Annotated in this window: 19 protein-coding genes and 4 pseudogenes; 11 read left to right on the plus strand and 12 right to left on the minus strand. The window is 34.2% G+C overall.

The annotated features are described in order from the left end of the window. Positions 1–148 precede the first annotated feature (148 nt). Positions 149–287: pseudogene (locus AAGD51_RS04765) on the plus strand (IS4 family transposase); the annotation flags it as partial. Positions 288–311: 24 nt separating this feature from the next. On the opposite strand, the gene AAGD51_RS04770 reads toward AAGD51_RS04765, so the two are convergent. Further along, a protein-coding gene (locus tag AAGD51_RS04770) for an IS5-like element ISWpi1 family transposase (protein WP_236514306.1) occupies positions 312–1144 on the minus strand; the annotation gives its coding sequence in 2 pieces (ribosomal slippage) (positions 312–775 and positions 775–1144; 834 coding nt in all). 144 nt (positions 1145–1288) lie between these two features. On the opposite strand from AAGD51_RS04770, the gene AAGD51_RS04775 reads away from it, so the two are divergent. Both AAGD51_RS04775 and AAGD51_RS04780 read left to right on the plus strand, forming a co-directional pair. After that, a protein-coding gene (locus tag AAGD51_RS04775; protein WP_236514338.1) for an IS630 family transposase occupies positions 1289–2300 on the plus strand; the annotation gives its coding sequence in 2 pieces (ribosomal slippage) (positions 1289–1750 and positions 1752–2300; 1011 coding nt in all). A gap of 9 nt (positions 2301–2309) precedes the next feature. Next, positions 2310–2429: pseudogene (locus tag AAGD51_RS04780) on the plus strand (type IV secretion system protein VirB2); the annotation flags it as partial. 167 nt (positions 2430–2596) lie between these two features. Here AAGD51_RS04780 and ubiG read toward each other — a convergent pair. Then, positions 2597–3772, minus strand: coding sequence for a bifunctional 2-polyprenyl-6-hydroxyphenol methylase/3-demethylubiquinol 3-O-methyltransferase UbiG (ubiG, locus tag AAGD51_RS04785; RefSeq protein ID WP_077188583.1), 1176 nt, complete (start codon positions 3770–3772; stop codon positions 2597–2599). 195 nt (positions 3773–3967) lie between these two features. Between ubiG and AAGD51_RS07270 the strand changes: the two are divergent. The 4 genes and pseudogenes from AAGD51_RS07270 to AAGD51_RS04800 all read left to right on the plus strand — a co-directional run. Continuing rightward, positions 3968–4054, plus strand: a pseudogene (locus tag AAGD51_RS07270) (WPE palindromic element domain-containing protein); the annotation flags it as partial. 618 nt (positions 4055–4672) lie between these two features. Next, entirely contained in the window at positions 4673–6421 is a 1749-nt protein-coding gene (gene dnaG / locus AAGD51_RS04790) for a DNA primase (protein ID WP_236514882.1), read from the plus strand. Between the two features lie 237 nt (positions 6422–6658). Continuing rightward, entirely contained in the window at positions 6659–7741 is a 1083-nt protein-coding gene (locus AAGD51_RS04795) for a Fic family protein (RefSeq protein ID WP_077188585.1), read from the plus strand. A 209-nt stretch (positions 7742–7950) separates the two neighbouring features. Next, a complete protein-coding gene (locus tag AAGD51_RS04800; protein WP_236514883.1) occupies positions 7951–9033 on the plus strand; it encodes an efflux RND transporter periplasmic adaptor subunit in 1083 nt (360 codons plus the stop codon). A 100-nt stretch (positions 9034–9133) separates the two neighbouring features. Here the strand turns inward: AAGD51_RS04800 and AAGD51_RS04805 are convergent, their stop codons facing one another. From AAGD51_RS04805 to AAGD51_RS04830, 7 genes are all read right to left on the minus strand, one after another. Further along, entirely contained in the window at positions 9134–9298 is a 165-nt protein-coding gene (locus AAGD51_RS04805; RefSeq protein ID WP_010082072.1) for an IS3 family transposase, read from the minus strand. Further along, positions 9291–9452 (minus strand): DDE-type integrase/transposase/recombinase, encoded by a 162-nt coding sequence (locus AAGD51_RS07275; RefSeq protein ID WP_010082071.1) that lies wholly within the window; start codon positions 9450–9452, stop codon positions 9291–9293. The genes AAGD51_RS04805 and AAGD51_RS07275 overlap by 8 nt, the downstream gene beginning before the upstream one ends. Before the next feature lie 3 nt (positions 9453–9455). Further along, positions 9456–9878, minus strand: a complete 423-nt coding sequence (locus AAGD51_RS07280) for an IS3 family transposase (protein WP_182282499.1) — start codon at positions 9876–9878, stop codon at positions 9456–9458. Between the two features lie 51 nt (positions 9879–9929). After that, positions 9930–10193 (minus strand): transposase, encoded by a 264-nt coding sequence (locus AAGD51_RS04815; RefSeq protein ID WP_341810385.1) that lies wholly within the window; start codon positions 10191–10193, stop codon positions 9930–9932. 79 nt (positions 10194–10272) lie between these two features. Continuing rightward, a complete protein-coding gene (locus AAGD51_RS04820; protein WP_006279630.1) occupies positions 10273–10587 on the minus strand; it encodes an FtsB family cell division protein in 315 nt (104 codons plus the stop codon). A gap of 49 nt (positions 10588–10636) precedes the next feature. Then, entirely contained in the window at positions 10637–10765 is a 129-nt protein-coding gene (ykgO, locus tag AAGD51_RS04825; protein ID WP_006279631.1) for a type B 50S ribosomal protein L36, read from the minus strand. Positions 10766–10814: 49 nt separating this feature from the next. Beyond that, positions 10815–11645, minus strand: a complete 831-nt coding sequence (locus tag AAGD51_RS04830; RefSeq protein WP_236514863.1) for a pyruvate, water dikinase regulatory protein — start codon at positions 11643–11645, stop codon at positions 10815–10817. Positions 11646–11795: 150 nt separating this feature from the next. Here AAGD51_RS04830 and ccmC point away from each other — a divergent pair, with 150 nt between their 5' ends. Together ccmC and AAGD51_RS04840 are read left to right on the plus strand one after the other, a co-directional pair. Beyond that, on the plus strand, positions 11796–12506 hold the full coding sequence (gene ccmC / locus AAGD51_RS04835; protein WP_006279633.1) for a heme ABC transporter permease CcmC: 711 nt from the start codon (positions 11796–11798) through the stop codon (positions 12504–12506). An 8-nt stretch (positions 12507–12514) separates the two neighbouring features. Then, complete coding sequence (locus AAGD51_RS04840; protein ID WP_006279634.1) at positions 12515–12931, plus strand: GNAT family N-acetyltransferase; 417 nt, start codon at positions 12515–12517, stop codon at positions 12929–12931. Between the two features lie 51 nt (positions 12932–12982). Here the strand turns inward: AAGD51_RS04840 and AAGD51_RS04845 are convergent, their stop codons facing one another. Continuing rightward, complete coding sequence (locus AAGD51_RS04845) at positions 12983–14587, minus strand: hypothetical protein (RefSeq protein WP_006279635.1); 1605 nt, start codon at positions 14585–14587, stop codon at positions 12983–12985. 180 nt (positions 14588–14767) lie between these two features. Here AAGD51_RS04845 and AAGD51_RS04850 point away from each other — a divergent pair, with 180 nt between their 5' ends. Further along, complete coding sequence (locus AAGD51_RS04850; RefSeq protein WP_077188589.1) at positions 14768–16045, plus strand: adenylosuccinate synthase; 1278 nt, start codon at positions 14768–14770, stop codon at positions 16043–16045. A 103-nt stretch (positions 16046–16148) separates the two neighbouring features. Beyond that, positions 16149–16877: pseudogene (locus AAGD51_RS04855) on the plus strand (IS5 family transposase). 101 nt (positions 16878–16978) lie between these two features. Here the strand turns inward: AAGD51_RS04855 and AAGD51_RS04860 are convergent. Next, positions 16979–17990, minus strand: a protein-coding gene (locus tag AAGD51_RS04860) for an IS630 family transposase (RefSeq protein ID WP_236514338.1) whose coding sequence is annotated in 2 segments (ribosomal slippage) — positions 16979–17527 and positions 17529–17990 — 1011 coding nt in all. Because the reading frame shifts where the segments join, the coding sequence is not laid out codon by codon here. A gap of 109 nt (positions 17991–18099) precedes the next feature. Further along, positions 18100–18932, minus strand: a protein-coding gene (locus tag AAGD51_RS04865; RefSeq protein WP_236514306.1) for an IS5-like element ISWpi1 family transposase whose coding sequence is annotated in 2 segments (ribosomal slippage) — positions 18100–18563 and positions 18563–18932 — 834 coding nt in all. Because the reading frame shifts where the segments join, the coding sequence is not laid out codon by codon here. Between the last annotated feature and the right edge of the window lie 101 nt (positions 18933–19033).

Raw genomic sequence — 19033 nt, forward strand, 5'->3', positions numbered from 1 at the left:
CAACTTAAGGAAAAATGTCAGAGATTGTGTATAAAATTTCTCTCCAAATTTTTTATCATTAAATTATCCAAAGAGTGCAAGGGACAGCACTTTTGTTTCTGTTTTATTTCAACAAAGAAGTCTAAAATGTGTCCTTTTTAGGTGAAATATGCAAAAAGGAAAAAACCTTATTCTACAAATTAAAAATATAATATACTCGAAAACTTTTCAGAAAATCCATTGTGTTGAGTTTTACACGAACAAGAAAACTTCCTTTTTCGACAGTATTTTCTATGATTTTAAAGTTAGAGGTTGTCCGGAAACTAGTAAATTCAAGCATATTCCCTCTTTAACATAACCCTACTCATAGCTAGGTATATGAAATTCTCAGTGGATGTTGTGAGTAAATCATACTCCTTCGATAGCCTTCTATTCCTATTAACCCAAGCAAAAGTCCTTTCTACAACCCATCTTCTTGGCTGTACTTTAAACCCTTGTTCTCTTGTTGGTAGTAGCTCAGGTGGCGTATCTTTGTGCACCCAAAATCTACATGGAGGCCTTGTAACAATTTCAATATCTATGTCATATTCTTCCTTTATGTGATTCTTTAAATTTCTTCCTTGGTATCCCATGTCAGCCCACATTTTTTTAACTTTAGTATATTTTGTTCTCATATTGTTTAATGCTATTTTAATACCATCTCTATCATTTTCGTTAGCAGCGCCTACGTAACAACCTAGTATAAAACCCTGAGTGTCTGTAATTATATGCCTTTTTCTACCCTTTACTTTTTTACTTCCATCATAGCCTTTGATCCCCCCTTTTCTGTAGTCTTTACAGATTGACTATCTACTATACAGGCACTCGGCTGCTCATTCCTTCCTATTTTTCTTCTACTATATTTTGTAATTTCATAATTCATTTTCTCAAAAATTCCCTGCTTCTTCCATTGCCTGAACTGCTCATACACAGTCTTCCATAGCGGAAAATCATTTGGTAAATACCGCCATTGACACCCTGTACGCAATACATAGAAAATTGCTTCTAATATTTCTCTTTTGCTATACTTTGGCGGCCTTCCTCCTTTCTTGTATGATACTCTGAAGTGTTTTTCTATTCTTGCCCATTCCCTTTCGCTTAGATCTGTTGGATACTTTTTTCTCATCTTTACCCCGTACTAAAATTTCAGATATTATAGCCTTTTACTTGTTTCCGGACAACCTCTGATACCAATTCCCATTACAGGGCAAACAGATGGACAATGATGGAAGAAAAGCCATACTGAAGTAAGTAAAATAGCGAGGTTTAAATGGCATTAAGATCAAAATTATTGGATGAAAAAGTAGTAGAATCAGCAAAAGAAATGCTGAAGAAAGTAAGGAATAATGCATATGTTTCAAAAAAACTAAATGCTGTAATTGCAGCAAAAAAGTACAGTATAACGGCTGTAGCAAAAATATATTGCATTTCAAGAAGCGCACTAACTTCGTGGGTAAAACTCTTGAAAATTGGCAGAGAAGAAAAACTGTTTGCTCCTTCACAACGTCGTAGAAAAACTAAATTAAATCAGGCTCAACTACAGCAAATTGAAGAGTGGATAGAAGAAAATCCTAATATCACCATTAAAGAAATGAGAATAAGAATCCAGGAAAAGTTCGGATTAAATATCAGCAAATCTACAGTACACCGCCATATGCAAAAGATGAAATTCTCATATATTACACCAAGACCAGTTCATAATGGACAAGATAAAAGCAAACAAGAGGAATTCAAAAAAAAATCTCAATGGAGCTATTAGCAAGTATCCAGAAAAAGAGCTATTTTTCTTTGATGAATCATGGTTTGGCACACATTCAAAAGTTGGACATGGGTGGTTTAAAAAGGGGATTAGAACACAGGTTAAAACAAAATTAGGTAGGCAAAATTTCTATCTCTATAGTGCAGTTAATCCTAGAAATCGAGAGAGTTCTAGCTTATTTGCACCAAATGTCAACACTGATTGCATGAACATATTTCTTGAGCAAATTTCGCAATATCTAGAAACACGAGAGGCTTTTCTCGTTATGGACTGTGCTAGTTGGCATAGGTCAAAAAATTTAAAGGTACCTAAAAATATCGACATTATATACCTACCTCCATACTCACCTGAGCTAAATCCTGTTGAGAGGCTTTGGTTATATATAAAACAGAACATTTTGCGCAATAAAATATACGATACAATTGCTCTACTTGAGGGTGCTTTGTGCAAATTTATTACTTCTCTTGCCAGCTCCACAATTAAACAACTCTGCAATGTTTCCTATTTGACTGGACAACAATGAGAATTGGTATTACTTGCAATATTTGGCAGAATGCCTTGGCCTGCACTTTTCGCACTGGGTATGTTTGTTGCTGTGTTTTTTGGTGCTCCTCAAATTGTAACAAAGGTAACAGAAAAAGAAGTTTGTTGTCTTTTTAAAGGTCAAACCTTGGAGAATGGAAAGTGTGTTGCTGCTCCTGGATATGAACGTGTAGGTACAGGTTATGCTTGTCGTTCCGGTTGGGCGCTAACTAATAAAGGCTACTGTATAAAAGCTGGCCAAGATCCTTCAAAGTATTGGAAGTGAAAATGGTGCTTTTATAGAGTTAAATCTAACAAACCGCAGAGTATATAATTAACATCCACGCCTTTAGTTAGATTCCACTCACGCTTTATTACGTTGTACTCCATGCCAGCCATGTTTTGCAGCGTTACATTATTTTCTCTTAAGTGATTTGCAATTTCTGACGGCTTGAGAAATTTATTCCAGTTATGTGTACCTTTTGGCAGCCAATTTAATATGTACTCTGCACCAATTATTGCAAGACAAAAGGATTTAATAGTTCTATTTATTGTGGATATAAAGATTAACCCCTCCGGTTTTAGCAGTTCTATCGCTTTTTTCATGAAAAGCTCTAAATTATCCACATGTTCAACTACTTCCATCAGCAGAACCACGTCGTACTTCTTGTCATTGCTTAGCTCTTCAATGCTGGTGTGTATATATTCTATATTTAACCCTACTTTTTTTGCATGTGAATGCGCTACTTTTATGTTTTCTTCACATACATCTATTCCCACAACGTTAATGCCAACGCGTGCCATTGACTCTGACAAAATGCCACCACCGCATCCAACATCAAGCAATGATAATTCTTTCAAATTGCATTTTTTTAACTCTTTTATTTTCTCAATAATGTAAGATACTCTAACAGGATTCATCATGTGCAATGGTTTGAATTTGCCGTTCTCATCCCACCACTGGCCTGCCATTTTAGCGAATTTTGATATTTCATCTTCGTTATAAGTTTTTGTTTTTTTTTTCTTAGAGGTTATATTGCTGAGTTTATCAAGGCGTTTTTTATGTCTGCTTTCTTTTGAAAATTCTGTTTCGAGGAATTGTTTGACTATGTCTTTTGCTAATCCACTCGCAGTAAACCCTGCACCAAGACACAGTACATTTGCGTTGCCATGCTCGCGAGCTAATTTTGCGATCTCAACACTGTTACATAAAGCAGCGTAGATTCCTTCAAAACGATTTGCCACAGTACTCATGCCCAAACCTGTACCACAAATTAATATCCCATAATTTGCTTTTTTGCTTGTTATATCTTCTACAACTTTAACAGCATAGTTTGGGTAATCTACACACTTTTGCTTAACAGTGCAGCCTTGATCTACTACTCTGTAACCTAGGGCTTCCAGGTAAGGTTTTATTTCTGATTTTAATTCATAACCAGCATGATCTGAGGCAATTGATACTATACCTAACATATAAGAAATAAGGACATTTTATATGGGTTTGAACTTTCTGTCAAGTCATTCAATGCTTCTGACCTTTTGGGAGTTCTAAAGCTATAGCTAAGGTTTTCCTACGTCATACCGCAATTCATTCCACAACTGTACGAACATTGTGATTTGAGAATAATCTCCGCCAGGAAGGGTGTCATCCCAGTGCTTTGGCACTGAGATCCAGAAAACTTAATTTTAAATAAGTACACCAGATAGCTGTATAATAAGAACTGGATTCCAGTGTCAAGCACTGGAATGACACCTTCTGTATAAATATTAAGAAATTTACCAAACGAAAAAAAAGGCAAAAGAAGCCCCGTGGTTGGCTAATTACTTACATTATACTTTCAAGTATGGCGTTTTTTTATTCTAAACACTTAATAACCGCGATTTAGCTGCTTTTAAGCCGCAACTAATCTAAATTATAAACGTTAAGAAATTTACTAAACAGAAAAAAAGGCAAAAGAAACCCTAGGGTAGCTAGTTATTCACTATCCATTTTTTAAGTTGGCGTTTTTTAATGTTTTAAATGCTTTATAAGCGTATTTCAGCTTGTGTAGGTCAAAACCCGGAAATTTGATAAAGACATAAGGTGCACATAGTGCAAAAAATTAAACATGAGACGCCAGATACGTTGAGTTTTTTTGTCATTTAATCTGTACAGAGAAGATAAATAAATAGCTTCAGTTTCATGATAAGGGCGCTGGCGAGGTTTGTCAAGGAAGTTTTTTGTTTCTGTGGGCTACCTGGATGACAGGATTGCTCTTGAATTTGTATAGCTACATTGTCGGTAAATCTAAATTGCTTTAGTTATAGAAATAAATTTCGAGTCAGATGTGTATAAATTCTATATAATTTTTATCCTACTACTAATTCAATAAGATGGATCACATAGATATTATAAAATCAAAATTATTATTATCCGACATAGTAGGTAAAAAAGTCAGATTAATAAAAAGAGGAGATAGTTTTGTTGGGCTCTGTCCATTTCATAACGAAAAAACCCCATCTTTTTCGGTGAGCAATACTAAGGGGTTATATTACTGTTTTGGTTGCTTAGCTAGTGGTGATGCATTTGAATTTATTTCACAAACTGAAGGATTAAGCTTTAAAGAAGCATTGGAAAAATTAGCATCGGTTACAGGTGTTGAACTGCCCAAAAATCTTAGTATTACAAAAGAGAACAATAAACTATTTTTAGCGCTTGATTTAGCTGCAAATTGGTTTGCACAAAAAAATCAAAGTGTTGTAGATTATTTAAAGCAGCGTAAGATTTCACCTAAAATCATAGATAAATTTAAGATAGGTTATGCACCAAGCTCTGGTTTGAAAGAGTATTTAAACTCTTCAGGTATTGAAGACAAAATTTTAATTGATATTGGATTAGTAAACAAAAATTTTCATGATTATTTTTATGACCGGCTGATATTTCCTATACAGAGCATTGCAGGGAGAGTTATTGGTTTTGGCGGACGTGCGCTAAGTTCTGAGCAACAGCCGAAATATTTAAACAGTCCAGAGAGTCAGCTCTTCAAGAAGAGGGAGAATTTATACGGATTAAACTTTGCTTTAAGCGAAATACGTAAAAAACAGCACATATTTGTTGTTGAAGGATATATGGACGTGATAGCACTACATCAAGCGGAAATTAGCAATACAGTTGCTCCGCTTGGTACTGCAATTTCTGCAGAACAGATAAAAAATCTATGGAAATTTGCTAAAGAAATCTCCATCTGTATGGATGGCGATAGTGCTGGACGTCATGCTGCTACTCGAGTTGCAGAACTTGCTCTGCTAATATTAGAGCCTGGATACACGTTAAAGTTTGTGACTTTGCCGAGTAATAAAGATCCATACGATATATGTAACGAACTGGAATACAAGAAAGAAGACGTATTGACTGCTCTTGACCATTCAACAAAACTGCATTCTGAATATTTATGGCATCACATAATCGATAGCAATTTGCAAAATTATGAAAAACTTGCTCCGGAAAAATATTCAATTCTTGAGCACAAGTTCATGGAATATGTAAATACTATTAGCAACAGCAGTATTAGAAGGTATTACAGAGATTATTTTTACAATAAGGCTAGTGAACTAAGAAGTAGCTTCAAAAAACAGATTTTTAATAGTAAAACTGGAGCAACAAAAGGTGAGTATCTTCATAACAAATCTCCAGAGCTAATTGAAGCAGAGCAAAATCAGGCCGTAATTTTGCGTATAGCCGTAGAATTTCCTGAAATCTTGAACCGTCCTATATTTTTTGAGCAATTTTCTCATTTTGAATTTACTAATGAGATGAAAAGATTACAACAGCGTGTAATTGATGTAATAAGTAACAAAAGCAAACTCGATAAAGAGGCTTTGTTACAAGAATTGAAACAGTTTAACGTTATAAAGTATGTATTTGAAAAAACTAGTGTACTAAATAGCCAACTGAACGAGAGAAAATCTGCAGAAATTGTGTGGAATAATATAGTGTTACTAAAAGAGTTAAATGCATTACGAAAAGAAAGAACCGAAGCGAGGCTGAGCGGTAATCTTGACTTAGAGGAAAGGTTGATAGAACAAATAAAGCAAATAGAAAGCAGTATACAAGAAATGCAAATGGAGTTTATTGAAAAGTAGATATCGTCTCGTTAGTCAACAAGAAAATTACAAAATAAGACAATATTTTACATAAGATTGAAATTTTTAACTAATTAAGCCTTCCTCTAACAGCTTTGCCCTGTAGTTTTTGATATGGTTAGGATCACTTAAAAATGTATAATTTTTGTAGTTAGCTCTGCTATGCATATAAAGCTTACTATTGACTTTTATCACATTATCTCACATTATCTCACATAATATGCATGTGAGAAGAATATGAACTGGAAGAATTTTCGTTTTAGTACACGTCTCAACCTAGAAGGGCCTGTAATTGAGCAAGTGTACGAGTTAATTACTGCAGTTGATAGTGTTAAAAATAGCTGGCAGGTAACGAAAAAACTACTACCACAAACAATTGAAAGATTAACTCATTCAGTTATTGTTACATCTTCTGGCGCTTCTAACCGTATTGAAGGAAATCGTCTAACCGATAAAGAAGTTGAGGATCTATATAAAAACCTACGTGTCAAAAAATTTAAAAATAGAGATGAGCAAGAAATTGCTGGCTACTTAGAAATGCTTAAACTAATATTTCATGATTATACGGATATTCCAATTAGTGAGTCATCAATATTGCACATTAACAACCAGATGCTACTTTATAGTGAAAAAGATTTGTATCATAGAGGAAAATACAAAGCAAGTTCTAATAGAGTTGAGGCAAAAGATCAGAATGGAAAAGTTGTTGGTATAATTTTTGATCCCACACCACCTTACCTTGTTAGAAAGGAAGTACAAGAGCTTATTGATTGGTATCACTGGTCCTTAAATAATAAATTTAAGCATCCTCTTATTATTATTGCTAACTTTGTTTTTGAGTATCTGGCAATACACCCTTTTCAAGATGGGAATGGCAGAACTAGTAGATTGATGACTAATTTAATGCTGTTGCAGCAGGGTTATGATTTTGTATCTATTGTATCACATGAAAAGATAATTGAAACTAACAAACTTGATTACTATTTAGCGCTTAATAAAACACAAAGTAGCTGGAAAAGTGGCAAAGAAGATATTTCCCCATGGTTAATATTTTTTCTTAATGTGCTCAAAACGCAAGCAAATGAGGCGCATTATATTCTTGAGAGGGAGAATACTGAATATTTATTATCAAGAAAACAATTATTCTTCTGGGAGTGGGCACTTAGCCTTGCAGATAAAGAATTTAGTAGAAAAGATGCTATAGAAGCTCTAGGATTTCCTCCAAGAACAGTAGAGGCAATTACAAAGAAACTGCTAGGGATGAAATACTTACAGCGTCTTGGAGAAGGCAAAGCCACTAGATATAAAGTTATTATTTAAAAGTTTTAGTATGTTTTTCGAGATTTTTTTAAATCCAGTTTTATGCACAACTTTATTTGCAATTTTACATTTTTATTCGATTCAAAATTGCATTTTTGCAATAGAAAACTTACTTATTGTAGGAAAATCTTGTGTTTGTTCTCATATAAAATTATTTATGGAGTGACAATGGTGCATGTATTATACTTACATTTCTGATTCGAAAATTTATGCAGTTGTTTCTAACAAAATTAGTTAACAAATTCTATTGTTTAAAGATGAGAAATAAAGTAATCATCATTTCCAGTATTGCTTTTATTCTACTGTTTTTTATCAGCAGTGCATTTTTAAAAAAAGATCAGGCGGTTCATAGTGATAATGCAACTAGTAACTTTTCAGTAAAAACTCAAGAATGTGCGCCGCAAAACCGCACTATATATTTAAATTTTTCTGGTACAGTAAATCCCTTACATAGAGCTAGCCTTGTCTCAAAAATAAGTGGTAAGATTATTGCTATTTATTTACCTGATGGTGAAAAGGTAAAAAGAGATGATGTAGTGTTAAAGATAGAAGATTATGACAGGATTGAGCAAGCTCAGAAAGCCAAAGCTTTATTAAAGCAGCGTGAAATTGAGTATGATTCCTCTCACAAACTGAATAAAAAAGGCTATGGGGCACAAATACAAGTAGAAGCAGCTTTTACTGCGTTACAAAGTGCAAAAGCTGACCTAAAAAGGCTAGAATTGGATTTAGAAAATACTGCAGTCACATCTCCTATAGATGGTTATATTGATAAAATCAATGCAAACGAAGGGGATTTTGTTAATGCTGGGCAAAAAATAGCTGACGTGGTTAATTTCGATCAAATTCTTGTAGTGTTATACGTTTCGGAAAATGAAGTAAATAAAATAGAGCTAGGCAGCACAGCTCAAATTAATTTGCTGGACGGAAAAGAATTGGCAGGTGAAGTAAGTTTTATTAGTAAAATTGCTGAGCCTAAAACTGGGTCTTATAGGGTAGAAGTAAAGGTAACTAATAATAAAATGATATCCTTGCAGGGACTAACTGCCAACGTAAGGCTACCTTCAGGCGAAAGATTTGCATATAAAGTTCCTTCTTCAGCCCTGAGCTTAAGTGACGAAGGTGCTCTTGGAATAAAGATTGTTGATGATAATAATTATGTAGTATTTGCACCAATAGAAATTGTTGATCATGAGAGCGATGGGGTTTGGATAGTAGCAAATAACGAAGGTAAACCCATAAAGTTAATAGTATTGGGCCACCTATTTGTTAAGCCTGGTGATAAGGTTTAAGACACAAGATCCTTTGACCTTACCCAGAAAAAGTGGAGAGAAAGTGTGGAATGTTTTTTACAAAAAGAATGATGCATCAAATTGTTCTGGAATGCAATAGTTAATAGTGACGTTGTTTGTTATAAAAAATTTCTATGTATTCAAATATTGCAGTTCTAGTTTGTTGAGCAGAGTGTTGTGAAGTATCAATAAGTATTTCTCTTTTCAATGAGCTAAAGAAGCTTTCTGCAACAGAATTGTCGTAACAACAGCCTTTATTACTCATCTATATTCTTTACAGCTAAGAGATATTGATACCCTTGCGCAGTATATTGTGAACCTTGGTCACTGTGCAGCAGTAGATTTTTAACAGGTTTACGCCTATTAATGGCCATTAATAAAGAGTTCATAACCAATTGTTTATTTATTGCACTACTCATTAACTACCATACGTGAGAATTATTGCTGCCAAATATAGCCATCCCTCCTTGGTTTTGATGTAAGTAATCCCATACTTTATTTGGTTGATCAACAATAAAGTTTTGATCTAGTATATTGGGAGCTACAGCTCTATTATCTGTTTGTTGTTTTTTAATTTTAAACTTTCTTCTCAGTATAGCCCTGATGTCATTTTTCTGCATAATACTTTGCACCGTTTTCAAATTGCAACTTTTACCCAAAGCCTTCAATTCAGCATGAATTTTAGGAGCTCCATATCTACATTTAGAAACTTGATATATTTTTTGAATAGCTTCGAGTAGCTCTTTATTTGCTGATTCTCTACTGCTTATTTTTCTTGTGGTCCACTTATAGTAGCCACTAGCAGAAAATCCTACATAATTCCTGTACTTTATAGCAGTTACTATGCTCTTTTATAAAAAAATATTTTACTCTTTTTGACTGGCCAGGGCTTTTTTTTAAATGTCTCTTTCCCTTGTTACTCTTGCTAACTCTCTTTGTAAATCAAACCTCTCTTTGTCGTAAGGAGCCATGTTACCTCTACCTGGAAATGCATCTGCTGCCGACTTTTTTTCGTTGTGTTTCTTTATCCATTTTCCTAATAAACCACCCTTTATTCCTAAATCCTTTGCTGTTTTTGTAATTGTTTGACCTACCTTTCTTTGTTCATTTGCCAGCTTAACAGCTTCCAATTTGAATTCTGCCGTATATTCTCTTACCATTTCTAATCCTCCAAAATTTTATTTTACCCAAAAAAACTCTTTTCTTTCTCTCCACTTTTTCTGGGTAAGGTCACTACTGCTATTCCACGTCAAGAACAACCATAAGTTCATTAGGGTTCACATAACCTAAAGCATTTTTTGCTTGCTCATCAAGCAGATCTAAATCTAAGCTTTTTTCATATAAGCCAAATACTTTGTTGTCCAACTTTTCCTTTTCAGAAGAGACATCCTTTAGCAAAAGTTCATTGTACTCGATTTCTTTTTTTAAATCGATTAACGTCAATAAGCCACGTTTACCTGTAATTGTGCTAATGCTGAAATATAATGTAAGAGAAGAAATGAGTAAGGTTACGCTTAAACACAGTAATTTTTGCTTCTTTTTAGATATAAGCACCGTACTTTCACATATAAAAAATATATAACATGAAAAGGTGAACAAAAAGCTAAGAACCTTGACGCGCTTTACACCTTGGCTTTACCTTATTTATAATGTAAATCTTACCACCCCTTTTCACAACTTTACAATTTTTATCTCTGTTACGATGAGATTTTAGCGACCCTTTGACTTTCATATCTATAGTAAGAATTAAATTACTTTACATTATAATCACTTATCAAGAGTTAGTCAATTGATAACATTTTATTAAAATATTGTATAATTGTTGCTGATACTTCTTCGATCGACTTTTGCGTGACATCGATAATTGGCCAGTTATTCTGTTTAAAGAGCTCCTCTGCTTCTTTAATTTCCTTTTCTACTTTCTCAGGGTTAGCATATATATTATTATCTTCGTTGTTAATTGAAGTAAGTCTATTTTTGCGTATTTCTATTAGCCTACTTACGTCTATTGTTACCCCTATCGTTAGTTTATTTTTTAATTTTGCCAAGTCAACATAAAAGGGTACTCCACTAACAAAAGGAATATTTGCAACTTTATAGCCTCGGTAAGCTAAATACGTACTGGTGGGAGATTTTGATGTACGTGAAACTCCAACCAAAATTATATCTGCTTTATCAATATCTTGAATATTTTGTCCATCATCATGATTAATAGTGTAGTTTATTGCCTCAATGCGCTGAAAATATTCGTTATTTATCTCAGTATGCAAGTCAAGCTTTTCGTCTTTTTCAATTTTAAGATAGGACGAAATTTCTCTAATAATATGTGATAATATTGCTCTATAGGGAATTTTCAACTTTATACAGTTATCTTTTAAATATTTTCTTAGCTCATCATCAGTAATAGTGCATATAACAAAATTATGCTCATCACTTTTCCTATTAATTTCCTCCAGAATTTTGTCAATCTGCTCCTCTTTTTTCACAAAAGACCAAACATATTCGATCGTTTCTATAGAACGAAAGTGTTTCAGAGCTGATTTTGCAACTGATATAACAGTTTCACCACTTGAATCTGATACTAAGTGTAGATTAAGCTTTTTAATGGTCATGTTTTATATAGTGTTATACTAAAAATAATGGCTAGCAATCTGCTACTGAAATTATGCTAATTTGTTGACCTACGTAAATATAGAAAAACTATCCTGTTGATAAAACTCAAACTAATTGGTAAATTCTTAACACAATTATTCTCAAAACGAATGTTTTTATTAAAGCCTACAAATTTCTCTTATTTTTCTAAGAAAGCTCTACCTTGGCTTGGGGTTATTTGTTTCGCATGTTTTTTAATTGGAATGTCTTTGGCGTTATTCTTCTCTCCAGAAGATTATAAACAAGGAGAAATTGTACGAATCATGTACATTCATGTGCCTTCTGCATGGCTTGCTCTTGGAATATATGGATTAATTGCATCACTCAGTTTCATTTCATTGGTATGGAACAATAGCATTGCTAGTGTCTTGGCACATGCTGCTGCTCCTGCAGGGACAATCTTTTCGGCAATATGCTTAATCACAGGCAGCATCTGGGGAAAAGGAACCTGGGGCACTTGGTGGGTATGGGATGCAAGGCTTACTTCAATGCTGATTTTACTTTTCCTATATGTTGGCTACCTTTCATTGTGGAGCGCTTTTGATAATGAAGCGAGGGCAGAAAAATCAGCAGCAGTATTTGCCATCTTTAGTGCTATAAATATTCCTATAGTAAAATTTTCCGTGAATTTATGGTCCACTCTCCATCAGCCAGCAAGCATTTTGAGAAAAGGTGGAATAGCAATAGAAAGTTCCCTGCTGTTGCCACTGGTTGCAATGTTTATGTTTTGTGCCACATTTTTTTTAGTAGTGTGGATACTGTATTCACTTTACTTAATTAATTTATATAAGATAAAGAGAGAAATCAGTATGCGGTATTAGGCCGAGAGATGAAAATAGAACACACCACATCACCAAGTAGCAAAGACATTGAATTCCTACTCAAAAAGATTAATGAAGAAACCGTTGATAAAGGTACGTGTAACCCATTTGCTTTTTTTATTCGCGATGATACTGAACAAATTATTGCAGGTTGTAGCGGTTTTGTTATCTATGGTTCAATTTACACTGACTTGCTTTGGGTACATTCTGATTATAGAAGAAAAGGTATGGGAAAGCAGCTAATGGAAGAAGTTCATGATTATGGTCGTGAGATGCACTGTAAAATAGCAACCGTTGCAACCATGAATTTTCAAAAAGCGAAAGTATTTTATGAAAAGCTTGGGTATAAGTGTGATCTTGTACGTCCAGGGTATGTTAACATGTATATTTTTGAAGAAAGTGTTGTGAGATGCACTGTAAAATAGCAACCGTTGTAACCATGAACTCTAAAATATTTAAAGAGCCTACTAATATCTTTAAGGTAAATGTTCATGTGATTCCGCAGAATAATTCTGTTTTTTGATTCTATCTGTCCATTTATCATTTTCTATATCTTGTTTGTTGGTTGCTTTTTTTTCTTGCTCAACAATTGCCTTATCTATCTCCTTATGAATTGCATCAATTGCATTAATCGCACCTCCTTTTTTGTATACTTCGCTTTTCCCTTCAATAATTAACTTAATAAAAGTATTTACAACAGACTGCACTTGATTATGATTAACCTGACCTTTTATCAAAGAAGGTAAAGAGCCTAATTCCATCAATACTTCTGGTGCTGTTTTATCTTGAGTGGAAAGTCCTAAATTATCTGCTACTTTACTTATTAATAACTCTCTGTGTTCTTTATTATCTTCCAATTTAGCATAATCACTCAATAGATCTATAACGGTAGATACTCTGACTTCAACAATATCATCAACATCTTCATCTTCTAGAGCAACTCCTGACCCCAATAACCTCTCTCTGAGATTTTCGCTTAAAAGATTGATAAATTCTTCATTTGCATCTGATCCTGTGGTTGATATTGTACCATCTAAATAGTTACTTTGAGCACCGAAGCCATGCTCTATTTGTATTTTTGTCTCAGGTTTAAATCCTAATTTTGCACAGAATTTCTGAAAATATTCTTTAATAATGTCAAACAAGCTCTTGCCATTATCTTTATAATTTTTTAACTCTTTAGGAATAGTAAGTGACAATTTACCATCTCTGTATGTTACAAAGTCTTCACCATTGTGAGATTCAATTGTAAATTCCAATGAACTAGACAGATTACATATCTTATCGCCATGCATAACTTGATTTTTAACAGAGAGTATTGGTAGCCTCATATCAGATCTAATTCTCACATTATTTTGGTTAGCACAATCAATGTTTATTACTTTTTTAGGATTTTCTACTATGAACGACTGTCCAAGTGCAAGTTGGGTTTGTATAAATGGAGCAGCCTCATACCCTGCTTGATTACAATTGGTAACTAGCTCTTCTAAAATAGCATCACTTGGAACTTCTGCCCCAGCGTATCTGAACATTTTTTTGAAAACTTCTTTTGCAAAGGAACGGTAATCCTTGTTTTCATCTTTCTCTGTTGGTAATAGATGGATATACCTTTGGCCAGCATTGTAAAATTCTTCAAATTCTTTCTTATATGAATCAGTTTTTTGATGATCAGTAGTTTTGGGATCTTCGCAGTGATTTTTCCACAGCTCACCCAATGCGTCACTTACAAGCTCTTTCTCAATATCTTCGAGTACTGAAGCAACAAAAGCTTTGCCACGATCCGTATCTATTTCTCTTGTTCCTTTTTTGTTAAATATTTCGTCATTATATATATCATCACTATTAAAAAGTTCGCTTCTGCGGTGCTTAGCTCCTTCCTTAAATGCAATAATAAGATTTTTATCTATTTCTTTTCCGTTAATAATAAAATTCATCCTTTGAAAATCTAAGAACATTGTTTCACCGGAATTCGCTAATTTATTATCTTGATCTGCTCTTAATTTACTAAAATTGAACTCTTTAGCTGTGGCCTTTAATCTAACTACTGGACTCTTATTATTTTTTCCTTTTGTCTCTTTCATAAATAACACCTTACTGCAAATATGCTGTAAGTTATATCATATAATGATGAATAATTTGGTAATATATTAAGAAAATCGACAGTATATTTCTTTATTTAAGAGGTGTAGGAAAGGCGTAGATTTCTCTTTCCATTTGTAGCGTACTGCATTAATATTTATGTATTAATCTAGAAAATAATGATGAATAACATTGTAATTGTTGGTCTGCAATGGGGTGACGAAGGCAAGGGTAAAATAGTAGATTATCTTTCTGAGAATGCAGATGTAGTTGTGAGATTTCAGGGAGGAAATAATGCAGGGCACACTATAGTAGTAGATGATGAGGTTTATAAATTAAATTTACTGCCCTCTGCTGTTTTGAGGCCAGGCAAAATATCTATCATAGGAAATGGCGTTGCTCTTGATCCACACGCTCTAATCTCAGAAATAGAGTCATTGAAAGTTAAAGGAGTAGACGTAAACTATAACAACTTGATGGTATCCGAGAGCTGTCCATTAATACTTAGCATACATAAGGACAAGGAAAAGCTATTTGAAGATTTAAATGGAAATCACAAAATTGGTACAACAAACAAAGGGATAGGGCCATGTTATGAAGATAAAGTTGGAAGGAGAGCTATACGCCTTTGTGACTTAGAAAACGCAGATGAGCTCAATAAAAGAGTGGATACTCTTTTGAATTACCACAATGCTATCAGGAAAGGCCTTAACTACCAGGTGGTTAAAAAAGAAGAAATATTAAAGGAAATTCAAGAGATTTCAGAAAAAATTCTTTCATATAAAAAACCTGTGTGGAAGATATTAAATGACTTGATGAAAGAAGGTAAGAAAATAATATTTGAAGGTGCCCAAGGCGCATTTTTAGATATCGACCACGGAACTTACCCTTTTGTTACTTCAAGTAATACTGTAGCATCGCAAGCAATAACAGGCTCAGGGTTATCCTCCAATGCTTACATTATTGGTGTGGTAAAAGCTTATACAACAAGAGTGGGCAATGGCCCATTTCCTACTGAGCAGAAAAATGAAGTAGGAGATAGCTTGTTTACTATAGGTAAGGAACTTGGAACAGTGAGCAATAGAAGAAGGCGTTGCGGATGGTTCGATGCAGTTTTAGTGCGCCAGGCCGTACAACTCTCTGGAGTTTCAAGCATTGTATTAACCAAATTAGATGTGCTTAATTCTTTTGATACAATTAAAATATGCACTGGTTACAAGTATAGCGGAAAAATGTATGATTATTTACCCGCATCGCATTCAATACAAGGGGAATTAGAGCCAATATATGAAGAGTTTCCTGGCTGGAAAGAAAACACTCAAGGTAAAAGGTCAATTAAAGCATTGCCTATCAATTTAATAAAATATATAGACAGGTTAGAAAAATTAATAGGTGTACCAATTCATCTAATTTCAACTAGTCCAAAGAGAGAGGATGTTATTAAGCTTAAAGATTTCTGAAAACGTCTTTGTATCTTAGAGCCTGTACGTAATCTCAAAAAAGAGATAAAGTGAGAGGATAAAGTATATAAAGTAGGATATGCGAAGTTTATAACCAAGTGACATAAGTCGAGAAAAGTTTGAGATTATTGTAGCAGATCTGGAATCTTGCAGAAAGAAGACAAAACCAAGAACACTTGATTTACATGATGTATTTTGTGGAGTGTTATACGTGTTAAAAAGTGGTTGCCAGTGGAGAATGGTATCAAAAGAGTTCCCAAAATGGCGCAATTGTTACGACTATTTTAAGAAGTGGAGTGAAAAACCAGATGCAAATAAAGAAAGTGTTCTGGAGCTGGTATTAAAAAAAAATAATTGCGACAAAACAATGGTCGGAAAAGCTTCTGTATAATTGATGCACAGAGTATAAAAAATGCAGATACTGCTGAAGCTATGATGCAGGCAAGAAGATTTCAGGGCCGTATTGCAGTAGATACGCAAGCATGCAATTTATACAACAACAGCAGAGATAACTGACCGTAGCAGTGCTGTGAGAATGGTCGAAAATGCAAAAGAAAACCTCTCGGGAGTTAAAAATGTACTGGTTGATGCAGGCTATACTGGAGAGAATTTTGTAACTCAAATAAAAACGATTATTGGTGCAACCGTTGAAGTGATCAAAAGAAATGAATTACGTTCCTTTGTTGTATTGCCCAAAAGATGGGTTGTGGAGCGATCTTTTGCTTGGTTAGAAAAATGTAGAAGATTGTGGAAAAATTGTGAGCGAAAACTCAATACTAGCCTACAAATGGTCGTTCTGGCTTTCACTGCCTTACTTCTGAAAAAATTATGAACAGGCTCTTACTAACTCTTATCTAATAAAAAAAATACTTGTGTAACTTCGAATAGTCTATTATGCAAGACAGCAGTATAAACATGTAGTAATACCAATTCTCATTGTTGTCCAGTCAAATAGGAAACATTGCAGAGTTGTTTAATTGTGGAGCTGGCAAGAGAAGTAATAAATTTGCACAAAGCACCCTCAAGTAGAGCAATTGTATCGTATATTTTATTGCGCAAAATGTTCTGTTTTATATATAACCAAAGCCTCTCAACAGGATTTAGCTCAGGTGAGTATGGAGGTAGGTATATAATGTCGATATTTTTAGGTACCTTTAAATTTTTTGACCTATGCCAACTAGCACAGTCCATAACGAGAAAAGCCTCTCGTGTTTCTAGATATTGCGAAATTTGCTCAAGAAATATGTTCATGCAATCAGTGTTGACATTTGGTGCAAATAAGCTAGAACTCTCTCGATTTCTAGGATTAACTGCACTATAGAGATAGAAATTTTGCCTACCTAATTTTGTTTTAACCTGTGTTCTAATCCCCTTTTTAAACCACCCATGTCCAACTTTTGAATGTGTGCCAAACCATGATTCATCAAAGAAAAATAGCTCTTTTTCTGGATACTTGCTAATAGCTCCATTGAGATTTTTTTTTGAATTCCTCTTGTTTGCTTTTATCTTGTCCATTATGAACTGGTCTTGGTGTAATATATGAGAATTTCATCTTTTGCATATGGCGGTGTACTGTAGATTTGCTGATATTTAATCCGAACTTTTCCTGGATTCTTATTCTCATTTCTTTAATGGTGATATTAGGATTTTCTTCTATCCACTCTTCAATTTGCTGTAGTTGAGCCTGATTTAATTTAGTTTTTCTACGACGTTGTGAAGGAGCAAACAGTTTTTCTTCTCTGCCAATTTTCAAGAGTTTTACCCACGAAGTTAGTGCGCTTCTTGAAATGCAATATATTTTTGCTACAGCCGTTATACTGTACTTTTTTGCTGCAATTACAGCATTTAGTTTTTTTGAAACATATGCATTATTCCTTACTTTCTTCAGCATTTCTTTTGCTGATTCTACTACTTTTTCATCCAATAATTTTGATCTTAATGCCATTTAAACCTCGCTATTTTACTTACTTCAGTATGGCTTTTCTTCCATCATTGTCCATCTGTTTGCCCTGTAATGGGAATTGGTATCAGAGGTTGTCCGGAAACTAGTAAATTCAAGCATATTCCCTCTTTAACATAACCCTACTCATAGCTAGGTATATGAAATTCTCAGTGGATGTTGTGAGTAAATCATACTCCTTCGATAGCCTTCTATTCCTATTAACCCAAGCAAAAGTCCTTTCTACAACCCATCTTCTTGGCTGTACTTTAAACCCTTGTTCTCTTGTTGGTAGTAGCTCAGGTGGCGTATCTTTGTGCACCCAAAATCTACATGGAGGCCTTGTAACAATTTCAATATCTATGTCATATTCTTCCTTTATGTGATTCTTTAAATTTCTTCCTTGGTATCCCATGTCAGCCCACATTTTTTTAACTTTAGTATATTTTGTTCTCATATTGTTTAATGCTATTTTAATACCATCTCTATCATTTTCGTTAGCAGCGCCTACGTAACAACCTAGTATAAAACCCTGAGTGTCTGTAATTATATGCCTTTTTCTACCCTTTACTTTTTTACTTCCATCATAGCCTTTGATCCCCCCTTTTCTGTAGTCTTTACAGATTGACTATCTACTATACAGGCACTCGGCTGCTCATTCCTTCCTATTTTTCTTCTACTATATTTTGTAATTTCATAATTCATTTTCTCAAAAATTCCCTGCTTCTTCCATTGCCTGAACTGCTCATACACAGTCTTCCATAGCGGAAAATCATTTGGTAAATACCGCCATTGACACCCTGTACGCAATACATAGAAAATTGCTTCTAATATTTCTCTTTTGCTATACTTTGGCGGCCTTCCTCCTTTCTTGTATGATACTCTGAAGTGTTTTTCTATTCTTGCCCATTCCCTTTCGCTTAGATCTGTTGGATACTTTTTTCTCATCTTTACCCCGTACTAAAATTTCAGATATTATAGCCTTTTACTTGTTTCCGGACAACCTCTTAGATTTCAAGTTATTTGGGTGACAGATGTTCTTGACTTAC

This window comes from Wolbachia endosymbiont (group A) of Volucella bombylans, assembly GCF_964026965.1.
Taxonomy (GTDB): domain Bacteria; phylum Pseudomonadota; class Alphaproteobacteria; order Rickettsiales; family Anaplasmataceae; genus Wolbachia; species Wolbachia pipientis.